Raw genomic sequence first — 22933 nt, 5'->3', positions numbered from 1 at the left:
AAAAGTAGCCTTAAATGAATGATTATTGGTCCTTATCTTGTTAATAAATCCCTATCTTTGACTCCCGAAATTCAAACCTAATACAAAAAACCCATGAAGAAACAACTACTTTCCTGCTGTTTGGCTGCACTAGGACTAACAACAGCCATCCAAGCACAGAACTTTAATGAGTGGAAAGACCCGGAAGTGAATTCCGTAAACCGCTCCGCAATGCACACTAATTATTTTGCCTATGCATCGGCTGATGAAGCTAAAGCGGGCAGCAAAGAGGACTCAAAGAATTTTATGACTCTGAACGGTCTCTGGAAATTTAACTGGGTAAGAAATGCAGACGCGCGCCCGACTGACTTCTATCAGACTAGTTTTAACGACAAAGGATGGGACAACATTAAAGTGCCCGCTGTATGGGAACTGAATGGTTATGGTGATCCGATCTATGTAAATGTCGGTTATGCCTGGAGAAACCAATTCCAGCACAACCCTCCCCTCGTACCCACAGAAAACAACCACGTAGGTTCTTACCGGAAAGAAATCATTCTTCCTGCCGACTGGAAAGGGAAAGATATTTTTGCCCACTTCGGCTCCGTAACTTCCAATATGTACCTCTGGGTAAATGGCCGTTATGTAGGTTATAGCGAAGACAGCAAGCTGGAAGCCGAATTTAATCTGACCAATTACCTGAAACCCGGGAAAAACCTGATTGCCTTCCAAGTATTCCGCTGGTGCGACGGCAGTTATCTGGAAGATCAGGACTTCTTCCGCTATTCCGGTGTGGGACGTGATTGCTACCTGTATGCACGTGACAAAAAGCATATTCAAGATATCCGTGTTACTCCCGACCTGGACAACCAGTATAAGGACGGTACACTAAACATAGCCATCGACCTGAAAGGCAGTGGCACAGTAGCTCTCGATCTTACAGATGCACAAGGAAAGAGCGTAGCAACAGCCGACCTGAAAGGTTCCGGCAAACTAAATACAACTTTCAACATAGCCAACCCCGCAAAATGGACTGCTGAAACACCCAACCTCTACACATTGACCGCCACTCTGAAAAACGGGAACAACATTACAGAAGTGATTCCCATCAAGGTAGGTTTCCGTAAAATCGAACTGAAAGGCGGACAAATACTCGTCAACGGACAGCCTGTACTCTTCAAAGGAGCCGATCGTCATGAAATGGACCCGGACGGTGGCTATGTCGTTTCCCTCGAACGTATGATACAAGACATCAAGGTGATGAAACAGCTTAATATCAACGCGGTACGTACCTGCCACTACCCGGATGACAACCGCTGGTATGATCTTTGCGACGAATACGGTTTGTATGTAGTAGCCGAAGCCAATGTTGAATCTCACGGAATGGGATATGGTGACAAAACACTGGCTAAAAACCCGATTTATGCAAAAGCACACATGGAACGCAACCAGCGTAATGTGCAACGCAGTTATAACCACCCGTCTATCATTTTCTGGTCATTAGGAAATGAGGCAGGTATGGGACCGAACTTCGAACATTGCTACACTTGGATCAAGAACGAAGACAAGACACGTGCCGTACAGTACGAGCAGGCAAGAACGAGTGAATTCACCGACATTTTCTGCCCGATGTACTATGATTATAACCAATGTATCAAATATTGTGAAGGCAATATCGACAAACCGCTTATCCAATGCGAATACGCGCATGCGATGGGTAACTCCATGGGTGGATTCAAAGAATACTGGGACATCATCCGTAAGTATCCGAAATATCAAGGTGGATTTATCTGGGACTTTGTTGACCAGTCTTGCCATTGGAAAAATAAAGACGGTATAGCCATCTATGGTTATGGAGGCGACTTCAACAAATACGACGCTTCGGACAATAACTTCAACGACAACGGCTTAATCAGCCCCGACCGGGTACCCAATCCGCATGCTTATGAAGTAGGATATTTCTACCAGAACATCTGGACCACACCAGCCGACCTTTCCAAAGGTGAAATCAATATCTATAATGAGAACTTCTTCCGCGATCTGTCTACATACTATCTGGAATGGCAGTTGCTGGCTAATGGAGAAGTTGTTCAAAACGGTATCGTATCAGACTTGAACGTAGCTCCGCAACAAACAGTAAAGCTACAGTTGCCATTTGACACCAAGAATATTTGTCCTTGCAAGGAACTGTTGCTGAACGTCAGCTACAAACTAAAAGCAGCTGAGACACTGCTCCCGGCAGGAGAGACGATCGCTTATGACCAAATGAGCATCCGCGATTACAAAGCACCGGAACTCAAACTGGAAAACAAGCAGTCCTCTAATATCGCAGTAGTAGTACCTACCTTCCAGACCAATGATTATAATTACCTGATCGTTTCCGGCGAAGACTTTACGCTCGAATTCAACAAACACAACGGTTATCTCTGCCGCTATGATGTCAATGGTATACAACTAATGGAAGATGGAACCGCCCTGACTCCTAACTTCTGGCGCGCTCCGACCGACAATGACTTTGGTGCAGGATTACAACACAGATATGGCGCCTGGAAACATCCGGAATTGAAACTGACCTCACTGAAGCATGATATTGAAAATGAACAAGCAGTTATCCGTGCAGAATATGATATGAAGTCTATAGGAGGAAAGTTATTCCTGACATACATCATTAATAATAAGGGAGCTGTAAAAGTTACTCAGAAAATGGAAGCAGACAAAAGCAAGAAAATCTCTGAAATGTTCCGTTTCGGAATGCAACTTCGCATGCCTGTCACATTCAATGAAGTAGAATATTATGGACGCGGACCGGGCGAAAACTATGCAGACCGTAACCATGGTGCAATGATCGGCAAATATCGCCAAACTGTAGAAGAGCAATTCTATCCATACATCCGCCCGCAGGAAACCGGAACGAAAACAGACGTCCGTTGGTGGAACCTGCTCAATATCAGTGGTAATGGATTGCAGTTTGTAGCTGATGCACCGTTTTCCGCTTCTGCACTGAACTATACAATCGAATCACTGGATGACGGTGCCGGCAAAGACCAACGCCATTCACCGGAAGTAGAAAAAGCCAACTTCACAAACTTCTGTATTGATAAAGCACAAACGGGGCTTGCCTGTGTCAACAGTTGGGGGGCTATTCCTTTAGAAAAATACCGTCTTCCCTATCAAGATTACGAGTTTAGTTTTATTATGAATCCTATATATCATAAACTAAAGTAAAAAACATAGTTAAAAAACACGGTATCAGAATACAAGAATACCGAATTTAAAGTACTTTTGCAGCCGGAAACTTATTTCATAGAATAAGTTTCCGGCTTTTCTTCCTTGGATCATCTATCCATACAATGAATACACACTGCGACGAACGCACAATTTTAAAAAACAGATAAATATAAAGTATGAAAAGTAGAATTGTTTTATTTGCATTTTGCTTAGCCCTCTTGTCTAGTTGTGGCAATAAGGGCAATGACACGGGAAAAGTCCCAGAATATGCAGTACAGGAATTACAGAAGACAACTGCAGACCTAATGAAAGCTTATCCGGCTACCATCAAAGGTAGACAAGACGTAGAAATTCGCCCGCAGGTATCGGGCTTCATCACAAAGCTATGCGTAGATGAAGGAGCAACCGTTCGCAAAGGACAGCTCTTATTCATCGTAGATCCTACTCAGTACGAAGCAGCAGTACGTACAGCAAAAGCAGCGGTTGCAACAGCAGAAGCAGCTGTGAATACTCAGCAGATGACTGTTGACAATAAGATTGAGCTGAACAAAAAACAGATCATCAGCGACTATGACTTGTCAATGGCAAAGAATTCACTGGCACAGGCTCAGGCGCAACTTGCCCAGGCTAAAGCACAGCTGACTACAGCACAGCAGAATTACTCCTTTACACAAGTAAAGAGTCCTTCGGACGGTGTGATCAACGATATTCCTTATCGTCTGGGAGCACTCGTAAGCCCTTCTATGGCTACGCCAATGACTACGGTATCTGAAATAGACGAGGTATATGTATATTTCTCTATGACAGAAAAAGAACTGTTGGCTATGACCAAAACCGGAGGGACCATCAAAGAAGAGATCAGCAAGATACCGGCCATCAAACTACAATTGATCGACGATACAACATACGATGTAGAAGGAAAAGTAGACGCTATCACAGGAGTGATCGACCAGTCAACCGGTTCTGTAAGCATGCGTGCTATCTTCCCGAACAAAGAACACATCCTGCGTAGTGGTGGTACAGCCAATGTCCTGATCCCTTATACCATGGACAACATGATCAGCATACCACAAGCTGCAACTCAGGAAATTCAAGACAAAAAGTTCGTCTACGTTCTACAGCCGGACAACACCGTGAAATATACAGAAATCAGCATTTTCAATCTGGATAACGGAAAAGAATATCTTGTTACTTCCGGATTGAATGCAGGAGACAAAATCGTGGTCGAAGGTGTGCAAACTCTCAAAGACGGTCAGAAGATACAACCGATCACACCAGCCCAGAAAGAAGCGAACTATCAACAGCATTTGAAAGACCAGCACGACGGAAATCTGGCTACAGCTTTCAACTAATAACTTAGGTAATCGTATGAAATTAGATAACTTTATTAACCGTCCGGTACTATCAACGGTTATTTCCATCCTGATAGTCATCCTTGGTGCTATCGGATTGGCAACACTGCCTATCACCCAGTACCCGGACATTGCGCCTCCTACCGTATCGGTAAGAGCCACATATACGGGTGCCAGTGCATCAACCGTATTGAACTCCGTGATTGCCCCACTGGAAGAGCAAATCAATGGTGTAGAGAACATGATGTATATGACTTCAACTGCATCCAATACAGGTTCCGGTGATATCTCCATCTACTTCAAGCAGGGAACTGACCCGGACATGGCTGCCGTCAACGTACAGAACCGTGTTTCCATGGCACAGGGATTGCTGCCTGCCGAAGTAACCAAAGTCGGTGTAACGACTCAGAAGCGCCAGACTTCCATGCTGGTCGTATTCTCTCTTTACGACGAAACCGACACCTATACAGACGCATTCATCGAAAACTATGCAAAGATCAACTTGATTCCTCAGGTTCAACGTGTACAGGGTGTGGGTGATGCCAATGTGATGGGCCAGGACTATTCTATGCGTATCTGGCTGAAGCCAGACGTTATGGCACAGTACAAACTGATACCGAGCGACGTATCGACAGCCTTGGCTGAACAGAACATAGAAGCTGCTCCGGGACAGTTCGGTGAACGCAGCAACCAGACCTTCCAATATACAATCCGCTACAAAGGACGTTTGCAGCAACCGGAAGAATTTGAGAATATCGTCATCAAGTCTTTGCCGAACGGCGAAGTGCTTCGTCTGAATGATATTGCAGAAATTCAATTAGACCGTTTGGGATACAACTTTACCAACCGGGTAAACGGACACAAGGCAGTAACTTGTATCGTTTATCAGATGGCAGGAACGAATGCGACACAGACTATCAGTGATATCGAAAACTTACTGAATGAAGCTTCAACGTCATTGCCAGCCGGATTGAAGCTTAACATTTCAATGAATGCCAATGACTTCTTGTTCGCTTCTATCCACGAAGTCTTGAAGACATTGATTGAAGCATTTATCCTGGTATTTATCGTAGTATATATCTTCTTGCAGGATTTACGTTCTACATTGATTCCGACTATCGCCATTCCGGTAGCCTTGATCGGTACCTTCTTTGTATTGTCTCTGATCGGGTTCAGTTTGAACTTGCTGACACTATGTGCCCTTGTGCTTGCCATTGCGATTGTGGTCGATGACGCGATTGTGGTCGTCGAGGGTGTGCATGCCAAGCTAGACCAGGGATACACATCTGCCCGCCTGGCATCTATCGATGCAATGCACGAGTTGGGTGGTGCTATCGTATCCATCACGCTGGTGATGATGGCTGTGTTTGTTCCCGTTAGCTTCATGGGTGGTACAGCCGGTACTTTCTACCGTCAGTTTGGTATGACAATGGCTATCGCGATCGGTTTGTCCGCACTAAACGCTCTTACGTTAAGTCCGGCACTGTGCGCCATCTTCCTGAAGCCGCATAATACCGATCACGGAAACAAGAAACAGACTTTGGTGGACCGCTTCCACACCTCTTTCAATGCAGCTTATGATTCTATCCTGAAAAAGTATAAGAAACGTGTATTGTTCTTCATTCAGAAAAAATGGCTGTCAATGGGATTAGTGGTCATTTCTATCGTGTTGCTTATATTCTTCATGAATACCACTCCGACAGGTATGGTGCCTAATGAAGATACCGGTACACTGATGGGAGCAGTAACATTACCTCCGGGAACATCACAAGACCGTTCGGAACAGATTCTGGCTCGTGTAGACAGTTTGATCGCTGCCGATCCTGCCGTTTCCTCACGTACTATGATCTCCGGATTTAGCTTCATCGGTGGTCAGGGACCTTCTTACGGTTCATTCATCATCAAGCTGAAAGACTGGGACGAACGTTCTGCCGTACAGAATTCCGATATCGTTGTCGCATCCTTATATATGCGTGCACAAAAAATCATCAAAGAAGCACAGGTGCTGTTCTTCGCTCCTCCTATGATTCCGGGTTATTCGGCATCTACGGATATCGAGGTGAACATGCAGGATAAAACCGGTGGTGAGTTGAACAAGTTCTTTGATGTAGTCAACGACTATACACAAGCACTGGAAGCACGTCCGGAAATCAACTCGGCAAAAACATCTTTCAACCCGAACTTCCCGCAATACATGATTGATATTGACGCGGCAGCATGTAAGAAAGCAGGTATCAGTCCGAGTGATATCCTAAGCACCATGCAGGGATACTACGGAGGTCTGTATGCATCCAACTTCAACCGTTTCGGTAAGATGTACCGTGTAATGATCCAGTCAGACCCGTTATCACGTAAGAACCTGGAATCATTGAAGAATGTCAAGGTTCGTAATAACCAGGGTGAGATGGCTCCAATCGCTCAGTTTATCTCTGTAGAGAAAGTATACGGACCTGATATCATCAGCCGTTTCAACTTGTATACTTCCATGAAGGTGATGGTTGCTCCGGCTTCCGGATATACTTCCGGTCAGGCACTGGCTGCTCTGGCAGAAGTAGCACAGGAAAATCTTCCTGCAGGTTATACTTATGAGCTGGGAGGTATGGCGCGTGAAGAAGCACAGAGCAGCGGCAGTACCACAGGTTTGATTTTTATCCTTTGCTTCGTGTTCGTCTATCTGCTGCTGAGTGCACAGTACGAAAGTTACATCCTTCCGCTTGCCGTATTGCTGTCTATTCCGTTCGGTTTGTTGGGCAGCTTCCTGTTCGTCAACGGAATGAGTGCTATCGGTAGTATATCATCGTTGAAGATGATACTCGGTACCATGTCCAACAACATCTATATGCAGATCGCTTTGATCATGTTGATGGGTCTGTTGGCAAAGAATGCGATCTTGATTGTAGAATTTGCCCTCGACCGTCGTAAGATGGGTATGAGCATTACCTGGGCAGCCGTATTAGGTGCCGGTGCCCGTCTCCGCCCGATCTTGATGACCTCCCTTGCCATGGTAGTCGGTCTGCTTCCGTTGATGTTTGCCTTCGGTGTAGGTGCCCACGGTAACCGTACACTGGGTACAGCTTCTATCGGTGGTATGTTGATCGGTATGATCTGCCAGATTTTTATCGTTCCTGCCCTGTTCGTAATCTTCCAGTACTTGCAGGAGAAGGTTAAACCAATGGAATGGGAAGACATCGACAATGCAGATGCCGTAACTGAGATTGAACAATACGCTAAATAATGAAATTCGATATGAAGAAACAGATTCTATATATGTTGTGTGCAACTGCTCTCCTGAGCAGCTGCCACATCTATAAGTCGTATGACAGACCCGAAGACATTACCACTTCCGGACTGTATCGTGATCCGGCATCGGAGAACGACACACTGGTTTCGGATACCACTAACTTCGGTAATCTGCCGTGGAGAGAAGTCTTCACCGACCCACAGCTCCAGTCTCTCATCGAGCAGGGACTGAAACAAAACACAGATCTCCTTTCAGCTGCCCAGAACGTCAAAGCAGCAGAAGCTTCTCTGATGTCAGCCCGACTGGCTTACGCGCCGTCCATAGGTTTGTCTCCACAGGGAACAATCAGTAGTTTCGACAAGAATGCAGCAACCAAAACATACTCACTGCCAGTTACTGCCAGTTGGCAGGTTGACCTGTTCGGACAACTGCTGAACTCCAAGCGGAACGCACAAGTGACGCTGAAACAAACAAAGGCTTACCGTCAGGCTGTGCAGACACAGGTGATCTCCAACATCGCCAATATGTATTATACCCTGCTGATGCTCGACCGCCAGCTGGAAATCACCCAGGCAACGGCTGAAGTACTGAAACGTAATACTGAAACTGTACAGGCTCTTTCGGAGAGATCGACATACACGTCTGCTGCCTTAGCACAAAGCAAAGCTGCCTATGCACAGGTGGTAGCTTCTATTCCCGACATCGAGCAAAGCATCCGCGAAACGGAAAACGCCTTGTCTACTTTCCTGGGAGAAGCTCCGCATGCCATCAAACGTGGAGTACTGGAAGCGCAAGTACTTCCTACGGAACTTTCCGCAGGTATTCCCTTGCAATTGTTATCCAACCGTCCGGACGTAAAAGCAGCCGAAATGTCTCTGGCAAGCTGCTATTATAATACGAACTCCGCCCGTGCCGCTTTCTATCCGCAGATCACCCTCAGCGGTTCCGCCGGATGGACGAACAGTGCAGGTTCCGCCATCATCAATCCGGGTAAGTTACTGGCATCCGCTGTTGGTTCACTGACTCAGCCTTTATTCTACCGTGGTACGAATATCGCCCGTCTGAAAGCAGCGAAAGCACAGGAAGAACAAGCGAAGTTAACTTTCCAGCAAACGCTATTTAATGCCGGAAGTGAAGTCAGCAATGCACTAAGTTTATACCAAAATACCAGTAAAAAGGCCGAATCTCGCCAAATGCAGGTAGAATCTGCCAAAAAAGCTTCGGAAGATACAAAAGAATTGTTTAACTTAGGGACGTCAACCTATCTGGAGGTTTTGTCAGCACAGCAATCTTACCTGAGCGCACAGATTTCTCAGGTTTCCGATTGTTTCGACAAGATGCAGGCTGTAGTCAGCCTTTACCAGGCATTAGGTGGTGGAAGAGAAGATTAACTTTAAACATATACTATTATGATTAGTCCGTTAGCTTACGTAGACCCCGAGGCGAAATTAGGCAAGAATGTAACTGTCCTGCCTTTTGCTTATATCGAGAAAGATGTGGAAATCGGGGATGACTGCACTATCATGTCATACGCCAGTATCCTGAAAGGTACTAAAATGGGAAAAGGAAACAAGATACATCAGAATGCTGTCCTGGGAGCAGAGCCGCAAGACTTTCACTATACAGGAGAAGAAAGCAGCCTGATTATCGGAGATAATAACGATATCCGCGAAAATGTAGTAATCAGCCGCGCCACATTTGCAGGCAATGCAACCAGAATCGGAAACGGCAACTACCTGATGGATAAAGTACACCTTTGCCATGACGTGCAGATCAGCAACAACTGTGTAGTGGGAATCGGTACAACGATTGCAGGTGAATGTGTACTGGACGACTGTGTGATCCTGAGTGGTAACGTTACCTTGCATCAGTACTGCCACATCGGTAGCTGGACACTGGTACAGAGCGGATGCCGCATCTCGAAAGACGTTCCTCCTTATGTAATCATGTCCGGCAATCCTGTTGCCTATCATGGGGTGAATGCTGTGGTACTTTCACAGCACCACAATACATCGGAAAGAATCCTCCGTCATATTGCCAATGCCTACCGCCTGATTTATCAAGGTAACTTCAGCGTTCAGGATGCTGTGCAGAAGATCGTAGACCAGGTTCCGATGAGTGAAGAGATTGAAAACATCGTTAACTTCGTGAGAGGCTCTGAACGAGGAATCGTGAAATAGACGAAGAAACTTTCGCAGATTATATTATAAGGAAGGGTGACACCAATAAAAAGGCGTCACCCTACTTTTTTATAGAGGATGACGCTACTATATCTTTCTATTCAGACTTATGCTACCGGCTTATTCGAACTCCAGCGAGCCGAAGAAATCGGGACGGTGAAAATCTGGTTTCTCTATCTTTATCGGGTTCCATGACAAGAAATGAGGAGTTTGCAGCTCATCACCGCATTTATAGAAATTAGCTTTCACTTCTTTTCCGTCCAGAGACTCAATCTGATGCTTAAAGAACACCTTATAAGGAATAATCAGAGCGACTTCCCAACTCGTATCCTCCACACGTTCTTCGAAAGGCTCATTGCCCAGACTGGACCACCGCTGTACAAGCCCCGTTATTTCTTTCGGAGCATGCTCCCGACCGTTACGGGCCGGTCCGGCACCAATCAGAATCGTTCCGATGCAATTGCATTCTATATTGTAATAGATTCCGTCGCCTGCCGGAATGGAAAAGAACTCCACACAAGAATCAGTCCATACAGAGCCATTATCTTCTCCATATTTGGCGCGCACACTCTCTTCTCTGACTTTGAAATGCAACAGAATAGAATCTTTAGTGTGGGCAATCCGGAAACTTACCTTGGGTTTATAGGGATATTCAGCCCAATTGACGCACTGAACCGACTGGAAATCTATCTTTTCCTCATCAAATAATTTAGGAAGCGAACAAGCCTCTACATTAGCAGAACTAATTTTCTTTACTTTCATATATCTTTCGTTTGGAGGATACAAATATAGTTACTTTCTCCTAATAAGGTTCCCGAAAACCAAATAAAAACAATATATTTGCCATTAGTAATACCTTAAACAGCCGAATTAGTGAGAAAAGTAATCCTTTTATTTCTGTTATTTCTAAGCGTAACTGCTGTCCGCACGTTAGGACAAAATATTACTTTCAGCCATTTGACCACAGACGACGGACTTTCTCAGTTTTCTGTCAACAGCCTATATATTGACGAACGGGGCATTATATGGGCAGGTACGCGCGAAGGGCTGAACCGTTATAACGGTAACGACATCAAAAGCTTCAAGCTCAAAAAGAATGATCCGAACAGCTTGTTCAGCAATACCGTGCTCCGTATCACAGGCAACAAGAACGGCAAAGTTTATCTGCTTTGCACCGACGGAGTAGCCGAATTTGATATGACCACTCAAAGGTTCAGGACATTGCTTCAAGGCAATGTGGACGCTATCTACTACAACGAGAAGCTATACATCGGAAAGAGGGAGGAAGTATTCGTATTCAACGAAAACACGAACAACTTCGACCTTTACTACCACCTCGCCGGCAAAGACATCGCACTATCCTGCCTCCATCTGGACAAGAAGAAAAACTTATGGATGGGAACCACCAGCAACGGCGTTTACTGCCTGTCGGAAGACAAACAACTCTCTCAGCCTATCACGAAAGGAAACATAGCAAGCATCTACGAAGACTCCTCCAAGGAGCTATGGATAGGTAGCTGGGAAGAGGGATTATACCGTATCCGGACCAATGGCGCCATCGAAAACTTCCGCCACGACCCGAAGAACCCGAACAGTATATGCTCCGACTTCGTCAGAAGTTGCTGCGAAGACAATCTGGGTAATCTATGGATCGGAACCTTCCACGGACTAAACCGTTACGACAAAAGCACGGGACAGTTCCAGCTTTATACCGCCAATGACAACAAGCCCGACGGACTTACCCACTCTTCCATCTGGTGCATCGTGAAAGACGAACAGGGTACACTGTGGCTGGGGACTTATTTCGGCGGTGTCAACTATTTCAATCCGGAATATGAGATCTATACCCGCTATAAAGTGGGAGACACAGAGAAAGAAGGACTGAGCAGCCCCATCGTCGGCAGAATGACGGAAGATAAAGACGGTAACTTATGGATTTGTACCGAAGGCGGCGGAGTAAATGTCTACAACCGGAAAAACAATACCTACCGCTGGTATCGCCACGAAGAAGGCAAAAACAGTATCTCGCACAACAATGTCAAAGCAATCTATTACGACCGGGCACAGGAGATTATGTGGATCGGTACGCACTTGGGAGGACTAAACAAACTCGACCTGCGCACGAACCGTTTCACCGTCTACCGGATGAAAGCGGGCGATCTGAGCACACTGCCCTCGGACATTGTCCGTGATATTGTACCTTACGAGGACAAACTGATTATCGCCACACAAAACGGAGTATGCCTCTTCCATCCGGCAACAGGCACCTGCGAACATCTTTTCAAAGACACCAAAGAAGGCAGAAATATCAGCATGGTAGCCAGCCTCTATATCGATAAAGACGGAACGCTATGGATTTCCGCTACCGGAGAGGGTGTATATTCCTACCGCTTCGACACCGGCAAGCTCACCCATTATGCGCACAATCCCGCCAATCCGAACAGCCTCAGCAACAACAATGTCAACAGCATCATGCAAGACAGTAACGGCAATCTGTGGTTCTCCACTTCCGGAAGCGGGCTCGACCGTTACCGCAAGGAAAGCAACGACTTTGAGAATTTCGACGTACAGAAAGACGGGCTATCCAGCGATTGTATCTATGAAGTATTCGAGTCATCCATACAGAAAGGAGACCTGCTGCTGATTACGAATCAGGGATTCTCCCAGTTTGACTACCCACAGAAGAAGTTCTACAACTACGGTACCGAGAACGGATTCCCGCTGACTGCCGTCAACGAGAACGCATTGTTCGTGACACATGACGGAGAAGTATTCCTCGGCGGTATCCAGGGAATGATCTCTTTCTGGGAAAAGAAACTGCACTTTACCCCCAAGTCTTACAGCATCATCCTTTCCCGTCTGCTGGTCAACGGAAAGGAAATCACCGCCGGAGACAACACCGGTATTCTGAACCAGTCCATCGCCTATACATCGGAAATCAGTCTGAAAGCCGACCAGTCCATGTTTAGCATAGAATATGCCACTTCCAACTTCATCCCTGCCAACAGGAATGAAATCGTTTACCGCCTCGAAGGCTTCTCTGACGAATGGAATCATACTGACCGCAAACAGACGCTTATCACTTATACCAACCTGAACCCGGGCAAATATACGCTCGTCATCAAATCGGACGGAGACGGCATCGAAGCTGCCCGACTCCTGATCCGCGTATTGCCGCCCTGGTATGAGACGTGGTGGGCTTATCTGATTTATACCATTTGCACTGTCAGTCTGCTGTGGTATCTCATTCAGAACTACAATTCCCGCATCAAACTGCGTGAGTCACTGAAGTACGAGAAGAAGCATATCGAAGACCTCGAAGCACTGAACCAGTCGAAGCTGCGCTTCTTCACCAATATCTCCCACGAGTTCCGTACTCCGTTGACACTGATCGTAGGGCAGGTAGAGACGCTGTTACAGGTGCAGACATTCACGCCTAATATATATAATAAGATATTAGGCATATACAAAAACAGCCTCCAACTGCGTGAACTGATTACGGAATTGCTCGACTTCCGCAAACAGGAACAGGGACACATGAAGATTAAAGTCAGCCGGCACAATCTGGTAAACTTCCTGTACGAGAATTATCTGTTATTTCTGGAATACGCCAGCAGCAAGCAAATCAACTTCAAGTTCAACAAACAGTCGGATGATATTGAAGTATGGTACGACCAGAAGCAAATGCAGAAGGTAGTGAACAATCTGCTGTCGAACGCATTGAAGCATACAAAGGCGGAAGACACCATCTCCATCAACGTATCGCAGGAGAACCACTCTGTCATTATCGAAATAAAAGATACGGGCACGGGCATCGCTGCCGCTGAAATAGATAAGATATTCGACCGTTTCTATCAGACCGAACGTCTGGACTCCCTGAATACGGGAACCGGAACCGGTATCGGACTGGCATTGACCAAAGGTATTATCGAACTCCATCACGGCACCATTCGGGTAGAAAGCGAACCGGACAAAGGCAGCAGTTTCATTATCACCCTCAAACTGGGCAACAAGCACTTCACCGATGAGCAAATAGTGCAGGAATCTACGGATGACAGCATCCGGCAACAACCGGAAACCTTTGTGCCGTCAGTAGAAATACTGCCCGACTCCGGATGGAAGGAGGAAGAAAACAAACGCATCGAGGATGCCAAAATGCTGATAGTAGAAGACAACGAATCCATCAAACAGATGTTAGTAAGCATCTTCGAGACTTTCTATCAGGTCACTACCGCTTCTGATGGAGAAGAAGCCATGGAACTGATACAGAAAGACATGCCCAGCATCATACTAAGTGATGTTGTCATGCCGCGTATGTCGGGTACGGAACTCTGCAAGCAGATTAAGACGGATTTCAATACCTGCCACATACCTGTGGTGTTGCTGACGGCACGCACGGCAGTAGAACACAACATTGAAGGACTGAAAATCGGTGCGGACGATTATATCACCAAACCGTTCAACACCAACCTGCTGATTTCCCGTTGCAACAATCTGGTGAACTCACGCCGACTGCTGCAAGAGAAATTCAGCAAACAGCCACAAGCATTTGCCCAAATGCTCGCTACCAACCCAATGGATAAAGAAATGCTGGACCGTGCCATGGCTATCATCGAACGTCATCTGGACAACACAGACTTCAATGTGAACATCTTCGCACGGGAAATGGGCATGGCACGTACCAATCTGTTCACGAAACTGAAAGCCGTCACCGGCCAGACACCGAACGACTTTATATTAAGTATCCGTCTCAAGAAAGGAGCCGTCATGCTGCGGAACAATCCGGAGCTGAACATTACGGAAATTTCCGACCGGATCGGTTTCTCTTCTTCCCGCTATTTCAGTAAATGCTTTAAGGAGATTTACCATGTCAGTCCGCTTGCCTACCGCAAGGGTGAAGAAAAAGAAGAAGAAGGAGACGAAGAAACGGACCAATAACCTGTAAACAGGTAAGCAAGTAGCATTTGAAACGGGAGAACCTATGCCAAAGTAGTTCCCGCCTATTGGCACACTTGTGCCACGCCGTTGGCACGACCGTGCCATCGTAGTGGCACAGCTGTGCCAACAGCGTGGCACAAGCTCCGGGCTACGATGTCAGGGAAAGGCATCCGTAGCCCCGGAACATTTAACCTCTATCTTTAGAATGGACTATTTTGTATCTCACCTGTACATTCCTGCTCAGTCATTTCCGCCAATCCTCTTATCTTTGTGTTCAGTAATCACTCCATAAAAAAACAACATTATGAAGAATGTCTCACGTTTACTGCCGCTATTGCCCGGTATGGCCTTGCTGACCGGATGCAATCAGAAAGTACAAAAAGACAATAGACAAAACTCCCCAAAGCCCAACATTATTTATATATTCGCGGACGACCTCGGCATAGGCGACCTTAGCTGCTACGGAGCAACAAAGGTCAGTACCCCGCATATCGACCGCCTTGCCGGACAGGGAGTACAATTCACCAACGCTTACGCAACCTCCGCCACCAGCACCCCGTCCCGCTTCGGGCTGCTCACCGGAATGTATCCGTGGCGACAAGAAAATACCGGTATCGCCCCCGGAAACTCGGAACTGATTATCGACACCGCCTGCGTCACAATGGCCGATATGCTGAAAGAAGCAGGCTACGCTACCGGAGTTGTCGGCAAATGGCATCTCGGACTCGGTCCGAAGGGAGGAACCGACTTCAACGGACGAATTACCCCCAACGCCCAGAGTATCGGCTTCGACTACGAGTTTGTGATTCCGGCAACCGTAGACCGTGTCCCCTGCGTATTCGTAGAGAACGGGCACGTGGCAGGGCTCGACCCGAACGACCCGATTACCGTGAACTATGACCACAAAGTAGGCAACTGGCCTACGGGAGAAGAAAATCCGGAACTCGTGAAATTAAAGCCCAGTCAGGGACATAACAACACGATTATCAACGGTATCCCCCGCATCGGCTGGATGACCGGAGGCAAGTCCGCCCTTTGGAAAGACGAGGACATCGCCGACATCATCACCGATAAAGCAAAGAACTTCATCGCTTCCCACAAAGAAGAACCTTTCTTCTTATATATGGGTACACAAGACGTACACGTACCGCGTGTACCACATCCCCGCTTTGCCGGAAAGAGCGGTCTGGGAACCCGTGGCGACGTGATCCTGCAACTCGACTGGACAATCGGAGAAATCATGAACACCCTCGACAGCCTCCAGCTGACGGACAATACCATCTTTATATTCACCAGCGACAACGGTCCCGTCATCGACGACGGTTATCAGGACCAAGCTTTCGAGCTGCTCAACGGACATACCCCAATGGGCATTTACAGAGGTGGAAAGTACAGCGCCTACGAAGCCGGAACCCGCATTCCGTTTATCCTCCGCTGGCCTGCCAAAGTGAAACCGAACAAGCAGCAGGCTCTCTTCTCACAGATAGACGTGTACGCATCGCTTGCCGCCCTACTGAAACAACCGCTGCCGAAAGGTGCGGCTCCTGACAGTCAGGAACATCTGAACACTCTTTTGGGAAAAGACGACGCCAACCGTGAATACATCGTACAGCAAAATCTCAATAATACGCTCGCCATCGTGAAAGGACAATGGAAGTACATCGAACCGAGTGACGCACCCGCCATCGAATACTGGACAAGAATGGAACTTGGCAACGACAGGCAACCCCAACTGTACGATTTATCCTCCGATCCATCGGAGAAAAACAATGTGGCGAAACTGCATCCGGAGGCCGTCAGAAAGCTGTCTGAGCTACTTAAATCGGTAAAAACAAGATAACTTATGAGAATAGCAGATTTGTATTATTTTGTATCAATCTTGAATAATTCTATCCATATGAGAACAATCAATGCGTATATCTTTGCCATCGTAAACTCAACAAAATCACTTAATTTTTAATATATGAAAAAACATCTATCCAACCAGACTAGAAAAAGGATGTTCTCTATGATAGGGATACTCCTGCTTTCTGTTCCATTTGTGCTTGCACAGGTACTTGTCAAAGGTACTGTGAAGGATAACTTAGGAGAAGGTGTTCCCGGAGCCAGTGTTCAGGTAAAAGGCACTTCGCAGGGAACGATCACCGACCTTGACGGTAAATTTTCGCTCAACATCCCCCAAAAGAATGCTACTCTGGTCATTTCCTTTATTGGCTATATGACTGTCGAAGTAAAAGCAGACTCGCAGAAGCCGATGGTAATCACCCTGAAAGAAGATACTAAAACATTGGACGAAGTCGTTGTTGTCGGTTATCAGGAAGTGCGTCGCCGCGACCTCACCGGTTCTGTAGCGAAAGCCAATATGACAGATGTGCTCACCGCTCCCGTCGCCTCATTCGATCAGGCCCTCGGAGGACGTATCGCCGGAGTAAACGTGACTTCGGGTGAAGGTATGCCGGGCGGCAACATGAGCATTGTGATTCGTGGTAACAACTCACTGACACAGGAGAACTCACCGCTGTTCGTTATCGACGGCTTCCCGATAGAAGACTCGTCGGCAGCCAGCACACTGAATCCTTCCGATATCGAATCGCTCGATTTCCTGAAAGACGCGTCGGCTACAGCGATCTACGGTGCGCGCGGTGCCAACGGTGTTGTCATCATTACCACCAAGAAAGGTAAAGTAGGACGGGCACAGCTATCTTACGACGGCAGTTTCGGTGTGCAGCATGTCACCCGCACTATTCCGATGATGGATGCTTACGAGTTTGTCAAACTGCAGAATGAAATGTATCCCACCGTAGTGGCCGGTTCGTACCTGATGAACTATGAAGGCAAGCAATGGACACTTGACGACTATCGGAACATCGAACAATATAACTGGCAGGACGAGATATTCAAAACAGCCTGGCAGCAGAATCACACAATCAGACTTGCCGGAGGTACGGAAGGGGTACGTTACAACGCCTCCCTGTCTTACTTCGATCAGGACGGTACACTGATAGAGACCGGTTACAAGCGCATGCAGGGACGTATGAACACCGTAGTCCGCCGCGGCAAACTGAACATGAGCCTGACTACCAACTACTCACGTTCTATCCAGACAGGCAGTACTCCGTCTTCTACTTCCTACAGTGGTATGAACAACCTTTTCTATAGCGTATGGGGTTACCGTCCGGTGACTTCTCCCGACACTCCGCTCAGCTTCCTGATGGACAGCGCAACGGACAACGCCGTAGATTCAAGTAATGACTACCGTTTCAACCCGATCAAATCGCAGAAGAACGAATACCGGAAAAGCTATACCAACAATCTGCAGATGAACGGATTCGCAGAGTACGAAGTACTGAAAGGTCTGAAACTGAAAGTTTCCGCCGGATATACCTACGACTCACGTAAGCAGGATCAGTTCAACAACTCGAATACCCGCTACGGAGGACCGACTTCTACAGATAAGGTGAACGCTCAGGTGACCCGTCAGGAACGTCTGACATGGCTGAATGAAAACACGCTGACTTATCAGACCAACATCAAAAAGAAACACTTCCTCAACGTATTGGGAGGTATCACTTTCCAGAACTCGGACTACGAGATTTATTCATTCCGCACAACGCACATCCCCAACGAGTCACTCGGAATGGCGGGCATGAGCGAAGGACAGGCAGGTACTACCACTTCGGCAAAATCCTCATGGGCGATGTTGTCGTACCTCGGACGCGTGACTTACAACTATATGTCCAAGTATTACGCCACCGCTTCTTTCCGTGCCGACGGTTCTTCCAAGTTCAACAAGGCCAACCGTTACGGATACTTCCCTTCCGCATCACTGGCATGGAGCTTCACAGAAGAAGAGTTCATGAAACCATTGAAAAGCGTACTGTCCAGCGGCAAGATTCGTCTGAGCTGGGGACTCACGGGTAACAACCGTATCGGTGAGTACGATTATTATGCACTGCTGGCCGTATTGAAATCCAGAGTCGGCTCGTATACATCGACAAACTCCCTTCCAAGCGGTGTTTATCCGTTCGACAATGATGCAACCAATGCAGGTGTCGTTCCTACTTCTTTGCCCAACAAAGACCTGAAATGGGAAACAACCGAACAATGGAATGCAGGTCTCGACCTCGGATTCTTCGACGAACGCATCGGAATAACGATGGATATCTACCGGAAGACTACCCGCGACCTGTTGCTGGATGCTTCTCTACCCTACTCTTCGGGTTATTACAGCGCTACGAAGAACATCGGTAAAGTACGCAACGACGGTCTGGAACTCAGTCTGAACACAGTTAACTTCCAGACACGCGCCTTCAAGTGGACGACTAACTTCAACATTTCTTTCAATAAGAACGAAGTACTGGCCCTGTCGGAAAATCAGACAGCCTTGCTGACTGCCGCCCAGTTCGACCAGAACTACAACGGTCAATCCAGCTACATCGCCAAAATCGGTCTGCCGATGGGACTGATGTACGGCTACGTTTACGAAGGCACATACAAGTATGACGACTTCAACAAATCGGGTAATTCATACAGCCTGAAGCCGGGAGTAGCCCACTACTCTACTGAGACCAACACTCAGCCGGGTATGCCCAAATACGCCGACCTTAACGGCGACGGAGTAGTTGACTCCAACGACCGTACGATTATCGGACGCGGACTTCCGATACATACCGGTGGTTTCACCAACAACTTTGAATACAAAGGTATCGATCTGAGCATTTTCTTCCAGTGGTCTTACGGCAACGATATCATGAATGCCAACCGTCTGTTCTTTGAAAGTTCCAACAACAGATCACGCGAACTGAACCAGTTCGCCAGCTATGCCAACCGTTGGACAGCCGACAACCCGACCAGTGATATTCCCGCGGCTACCAACTCCTCTTCCAACCGTGTCATTTCTTCACGCATCATCGAGGACGGTTCGTACCTCCGCCTGAAGAATGTGACCATAGGCTATACCTTCCCCTCCAAGCTGGTGAAGAAATGGAAAATAGACAAAGCGCGTGTCTATGTTGCCGCACAAAACCTGTGGACATGCACCGGCTATTCCGGTTATGACCCGGAAGTATCTGTACGCAACAGCGCACTGACTCCCGGCCTGGACTACTCTTCCTATCCGAGAGCATACTCTGTCAGCTTTGGTGTAAGTCTGGGATTCTAAATGGATAAGATAGTAACAGTTAGAAAAAAGAATTCGATTATGAAAGCATTAAAAATAACAATCATAGCTCTATTGGCAGGTTTCAGCATGGCATCCTGTGACTTTCTGGACAAAGAACCTACCAAACTGACGCCGGAGAACTACTTCAACACCCCCGCTGAAGCCAACTCATTCCTGACAGGCGTCTATGCCATACTGTCGCAACCCACTTTCTACGGCGGTGACTATATGTATCTCGTAGCCGGTGACGACTTATCCCACTACGGAGGCAGCGGACGCGGTCCTGCCTCTACCGGACTGATCTGTAACAATGCCACTACCAGTGACAATGCCGTGACTGCCTTCTGGTATGCCCTCTATTCAGGTATCAACCGTGCCAACATGTTCCTCGAAAACATCGACAAAGTAACCGGTTTCGACTCAGGCGTCAAAGAGCAATACATCGCCGAAGCCCGTTTCCTGCGTGCATTCTACTATTTCAACCTGGTGGAGTGCTGGGGAGATGTTCCTTTCAAAACGGTTTCTACGCAAAGCGTTACCAACCTAAACATCCCGCGTACAGACAAACAGGAAATCTACGACTTCATCGTCTCCGAAATGGCGGATGCGGCTGAGACCGGTCTGAAGTCAGCAGCCGACCTTGCTTATAAGCCGGGACGTATCTCCCAGTCTACCGCATGGGGCATACTGGCACGTGTCTATCTGTTCCGTGCAGGCGAGCACTACCGCGAAGACCGCAATGCCACACAGGCCGAGAAGAAGGACTATTTCGAAAGAGCCAGCTTCTACGCCCAGAAAGTAATGACTGCCGGACACAAACTGGCTGCCAACTACTGGGACCCTTTCATCGATATGTGTTCCGACAAGTATAATACCACTGCCAACGAAAGTATCTGGGAAGCCGAATTCGCCGGCAACAACATTTCGGATACGCAGGCGGAAGGCCGTATCGGTAACATCATCGGACTTGCCGGCCCCGATATGTCTTCCAAAAGCGACGTGGTAGGATCAAAAGACCCCGGATATGCTTATGCCTTCATCTACAGCACTCCGAAACTGTACAACCTTTATGTGAACAACGGTGACACCAAGCGTTTCAACTGGAGCATCGCACCGTTTGAATACAAAGAAGCCGGAGGTAAGAATACAGGGGTAACCCATCGTGAATTTGAGCAGGGCAAACTTGCTGAAGTAATGTCTCAATACGGTCAGGAACGCGGAACTTACCAGTACGCAGGTGACACAGAAAAGACCACAGCCACCAAGAACTACAGCCGTATGTGCGGCAAGTACCGCCGTGAATACGAAGCGGACAAGAAAGACAAGAACTATACGGCTATCAACTTCCCCATCCTGCGCTATGCAGACGTACTGCTGATGATCGCAGAAGCGGAAAACGAAGCGAATGACGGTCCTACCGCACTGGCTTACCAATGTCTGAAGGAAGTAAGAGACCGCGCTGGTCTGAGCGAGCTTTCCGACATGACGCAGGCAGAATTCCGCCAGACCGTAAAAGATGAACGTGCCATGGAACTTTGTTTCGAATACACCCGCCGTTTCGACCTGATCCGCTGGGGTGAGTATGTAAAGAACATGAGAGCACTGGTGACCGAAGCACAATCCGGTAATAACTGGACGCAGGGACCGACCAACGTATATACATACTTCAATATCTCCAGCACATACAACTACTTCCCGATTCCGGATGCGGAAATGAGTGTGAACAAAGATATCACACAGAACAATCCGGGTTGGTAATCAAAGTATTCATCCATAAAAGCATCATAGATTATGAAAACATATAAACTCATAGCCATCTGTATAGCGAGCCTCTTCTTCGGGGCTTGCAGCGACGGGCTGGACGAAGCGGTAGGCTTGCACGTAAAAGTAGCAACCAACGAAAATGTAAGTTTCGACGGACAGATCATTACTGCCAAGAAGGGCACTCCGATAGAGTTCATCCTTTCGGGCGATCCGGATTTCCTGACCTTCTTCAGTGGAGAAGCAGGCAGCAAATACGAGTATCGCGAACGCGAAACGGTTGATCCTTCACAGATCAAGTCGTCCACACTGAACTTCTCTATCTGGTTCCAGTATGGAAACCCAAGCACGACATTAGAGAAACACGTGTATATATCCGACGAATTCACCGGATTATACAAGGATAATTTCGAAGCCGACTCTTTGCTTGTAGAGCAATTCGAGAAGGACGGTAAATGGAAAGAACTGGTTCCACAATCCTCCTTCCCCACAGCGGCGGTAGGTAATGCTGATCTTGCCACTCCATACAGTTTCGATATGAAAGAGTACATGGGCAAACGAATTGCCATCGCCATTTGCTACCGGGGTATTGACAATACCGTAGCACAGTCAAAGATGTACTTTGAGCAGATGCGCATCAACAATGTGATGACCAGCGGACAGGAAACTGAATATTCTGCCGGTTCTTTCGGTTTCACTCCGGTCAACATGAAGAACAAATGGAACCTGAAAGATCAGACAGGCATGACCAATGACCGTGAATACGGAACGGTTACAAACAACACATCCGGTATCTGGAACCTGACAGGTGTAGGCGGTGGCTCCTTCTTCATCCATAGTACCAATGCAAATGATCCGCTGAAATACAGCTGGCTGGTCTCTGACCTGATCACCGTCAACTCTTGCAGCCCCGATCAGGGAACAAAGGTGAAGGATATCACTCAGAGTCTGAGCTCCTATACATATACGTACAACGAGATTGGTATTTACAACGTAACGTTCCTCGCCAGAAATGCCAATATCGACCACTCATCTACTACTACCTACCACATGGTTGTGAACGTAGTAGAATAACAATCAACGAATAAAATAA

At 47.3% G+C, this 22933-nt stretch carries 11 protein-coding genes; 10 read left to right on the top strand and 1 reads right to left on the bottom strand.

Going from position 1 to position 22933, the window contains the following annotated elements; all coding sequences use genetic code 11:
- Positions 1 to 93: 93 nt before the first annotated feature.
- The 5 genes from lacZ to lpxA all read left to right on the top strand — a co-directional run bounded on the left by lacZ (position 94) and on the right by lpxA (position 9980).
- Entirely contained in the window at positions 94 to 3204 is a 3111-nt protein-coding gene (gene lacZ / locus BLW31_RS10820; protein WP_010536073.1) for a beta-galactosidase, LacZ type, read from the top strand.
- 179 nt (positions 3205 to 3383) lie between these two features.
- Positions 3384 to 4559 (top strand): efflux RND transporter periplasmic adaptor subunit, encoded by a 1176-nt coding sequence (locus BLW31_RS10815; RefSeq protein ID WP_010536072.1) that lies wholly within the window; start codon positions 3384 to 3386, stop codon positions 4557 to 4559.
- A 16-nt stretch (positions 4560 to 4575) separates the two neighbouring features.
- Positions 4576 to 7794: an efflux RND transporter permease subunit gene (locus BLW31_RS10810; protein ID WP_010536071.1), complete on the top strand. Its 3219-nt coding sequence runs from the start codon at positions 4576 to 4578 to the stop codon at positions 7792 to 7794.
- 11 nt (positions 7795 to 7805) lie between these two features.
- On the top strand, positions 7806 to 9191 hold the full coding sequence (locus BLW31_RS10805) for a TolC family protein (RefSeq protein WP_010536070.1): 1386 nt from the start codon (positions 7806 to 7808) through the stop codon (positions 9189 to 9191).
- An 18-nt stretch (positions 9192 to 9209) separates the two neighbouring features.
- Positions 9210 to 9980 (top strand): acyl-ACP--UDP-N-acetylglucosamine O-acyltransferase, encoded by a 771-nt coding sequence (gene lpxA, locus BLW31_RS10800; protein WP_010536069.1) that lies wholly within the window; start codon positions 9210 to 9212, stop codon positions 9978 to 9980.
- Between the two features lie 120 nt (positions 9981 to 10100).
- On the opposite strand, the gene BLW31_RS10795 is transcribed toward lpxA, so the two are convergent.
- On the bottom strand, positions 10101 to 10742 hold the full coding sequence (locus BLW31_RS10795) for a carbohydrate-binding family 9-like protein (protein ID WP_010536068.1): 642 nt from the start codon (positions 10740 to 10742) through the stop codon (positions 10101 to 10103).
- A gap of 111 nt (positions 10743 to 10853) precedes the next feature.
- On the opposite strand from BLW31_RS10795, the gene BLW31_RS10790 reads away from it, so the two are divergent.
- The 5 genes from BLW31_RS10790 (at position 10854) to BLW31_RS10770 (ending at position 22914) form a co-directional block, all read left to right on the top strand.
- A complete protein-coding gene (locus BLW31_RS10790; protein ID WP_029425188.1) occupies positions 10854 to 14918 on the top strand; it encodes a hybrid sensor histidine kinase/response regulator transcription factor in 4065 nt (1354 codons plus the stop codon).
- A gap of 304 nt (positions 14919 to 15222) precedes the next feature.
- Positions 15223 to 16758, top strand: coding sequence for a sulfatase family protein (locus BLW31_RS10785; protein WP_010536066.1), 1536 nt, complete (start codon positions 15223 to 15225; stop codon positions 16756 to 16758).
- A 159-nt stretch (positions 16759 to 16917) separates the two neighbouring features.
- A complete protein-coding gene (locus tag BLW31_RS10780; RefSeq protein WP_010536065.1) occupies positions 16918 to 20079 on the top strand; it encodes a SusC/RagA family TonB-linked outer membrane protein in 3162 nt (1053 codons plus the stop codon).
- A 39-nt stretch (positions 20080 to 20118) separates the two neighbouring features.
- Entirely contained in the window at positions 20119 to 21837 is a 1719-nt protein-coding gene (locus tag BLW31_RS10775; RefSeq protein ID WP_010536064.1) for a RagB/SusD family nutrient uptake outer membrane protein, read from the top strand.
- A gap of 33 nt (positions 21838 to 21870) precedes the next feature.
- A complete protein-coding gene (locus BLW31_RS10770; protein ID WP_010536063.1) occupies positions 21871 to 22914 on the top strand; it encodes a DUF5017 domain-containing protein in 1044 nt (347 codons plus the stop codon).
- Positions 22915 to 22933: the final 19 nt, after the last annotated feature.

This window comes from Bacteroides faecis MAJ27 (assembly GCF_900106755.1).
GTDB classification, from domain to species: domain Bacteria; phylum Bacteroidota; class Bacteroidia; order Bacteroidales; family Bacteroidaceae; genus Bacteroides; species Bacteroides faecis.
This window is presented reverse-complemented; position numbering and strand designations above follow the sequence as displayed.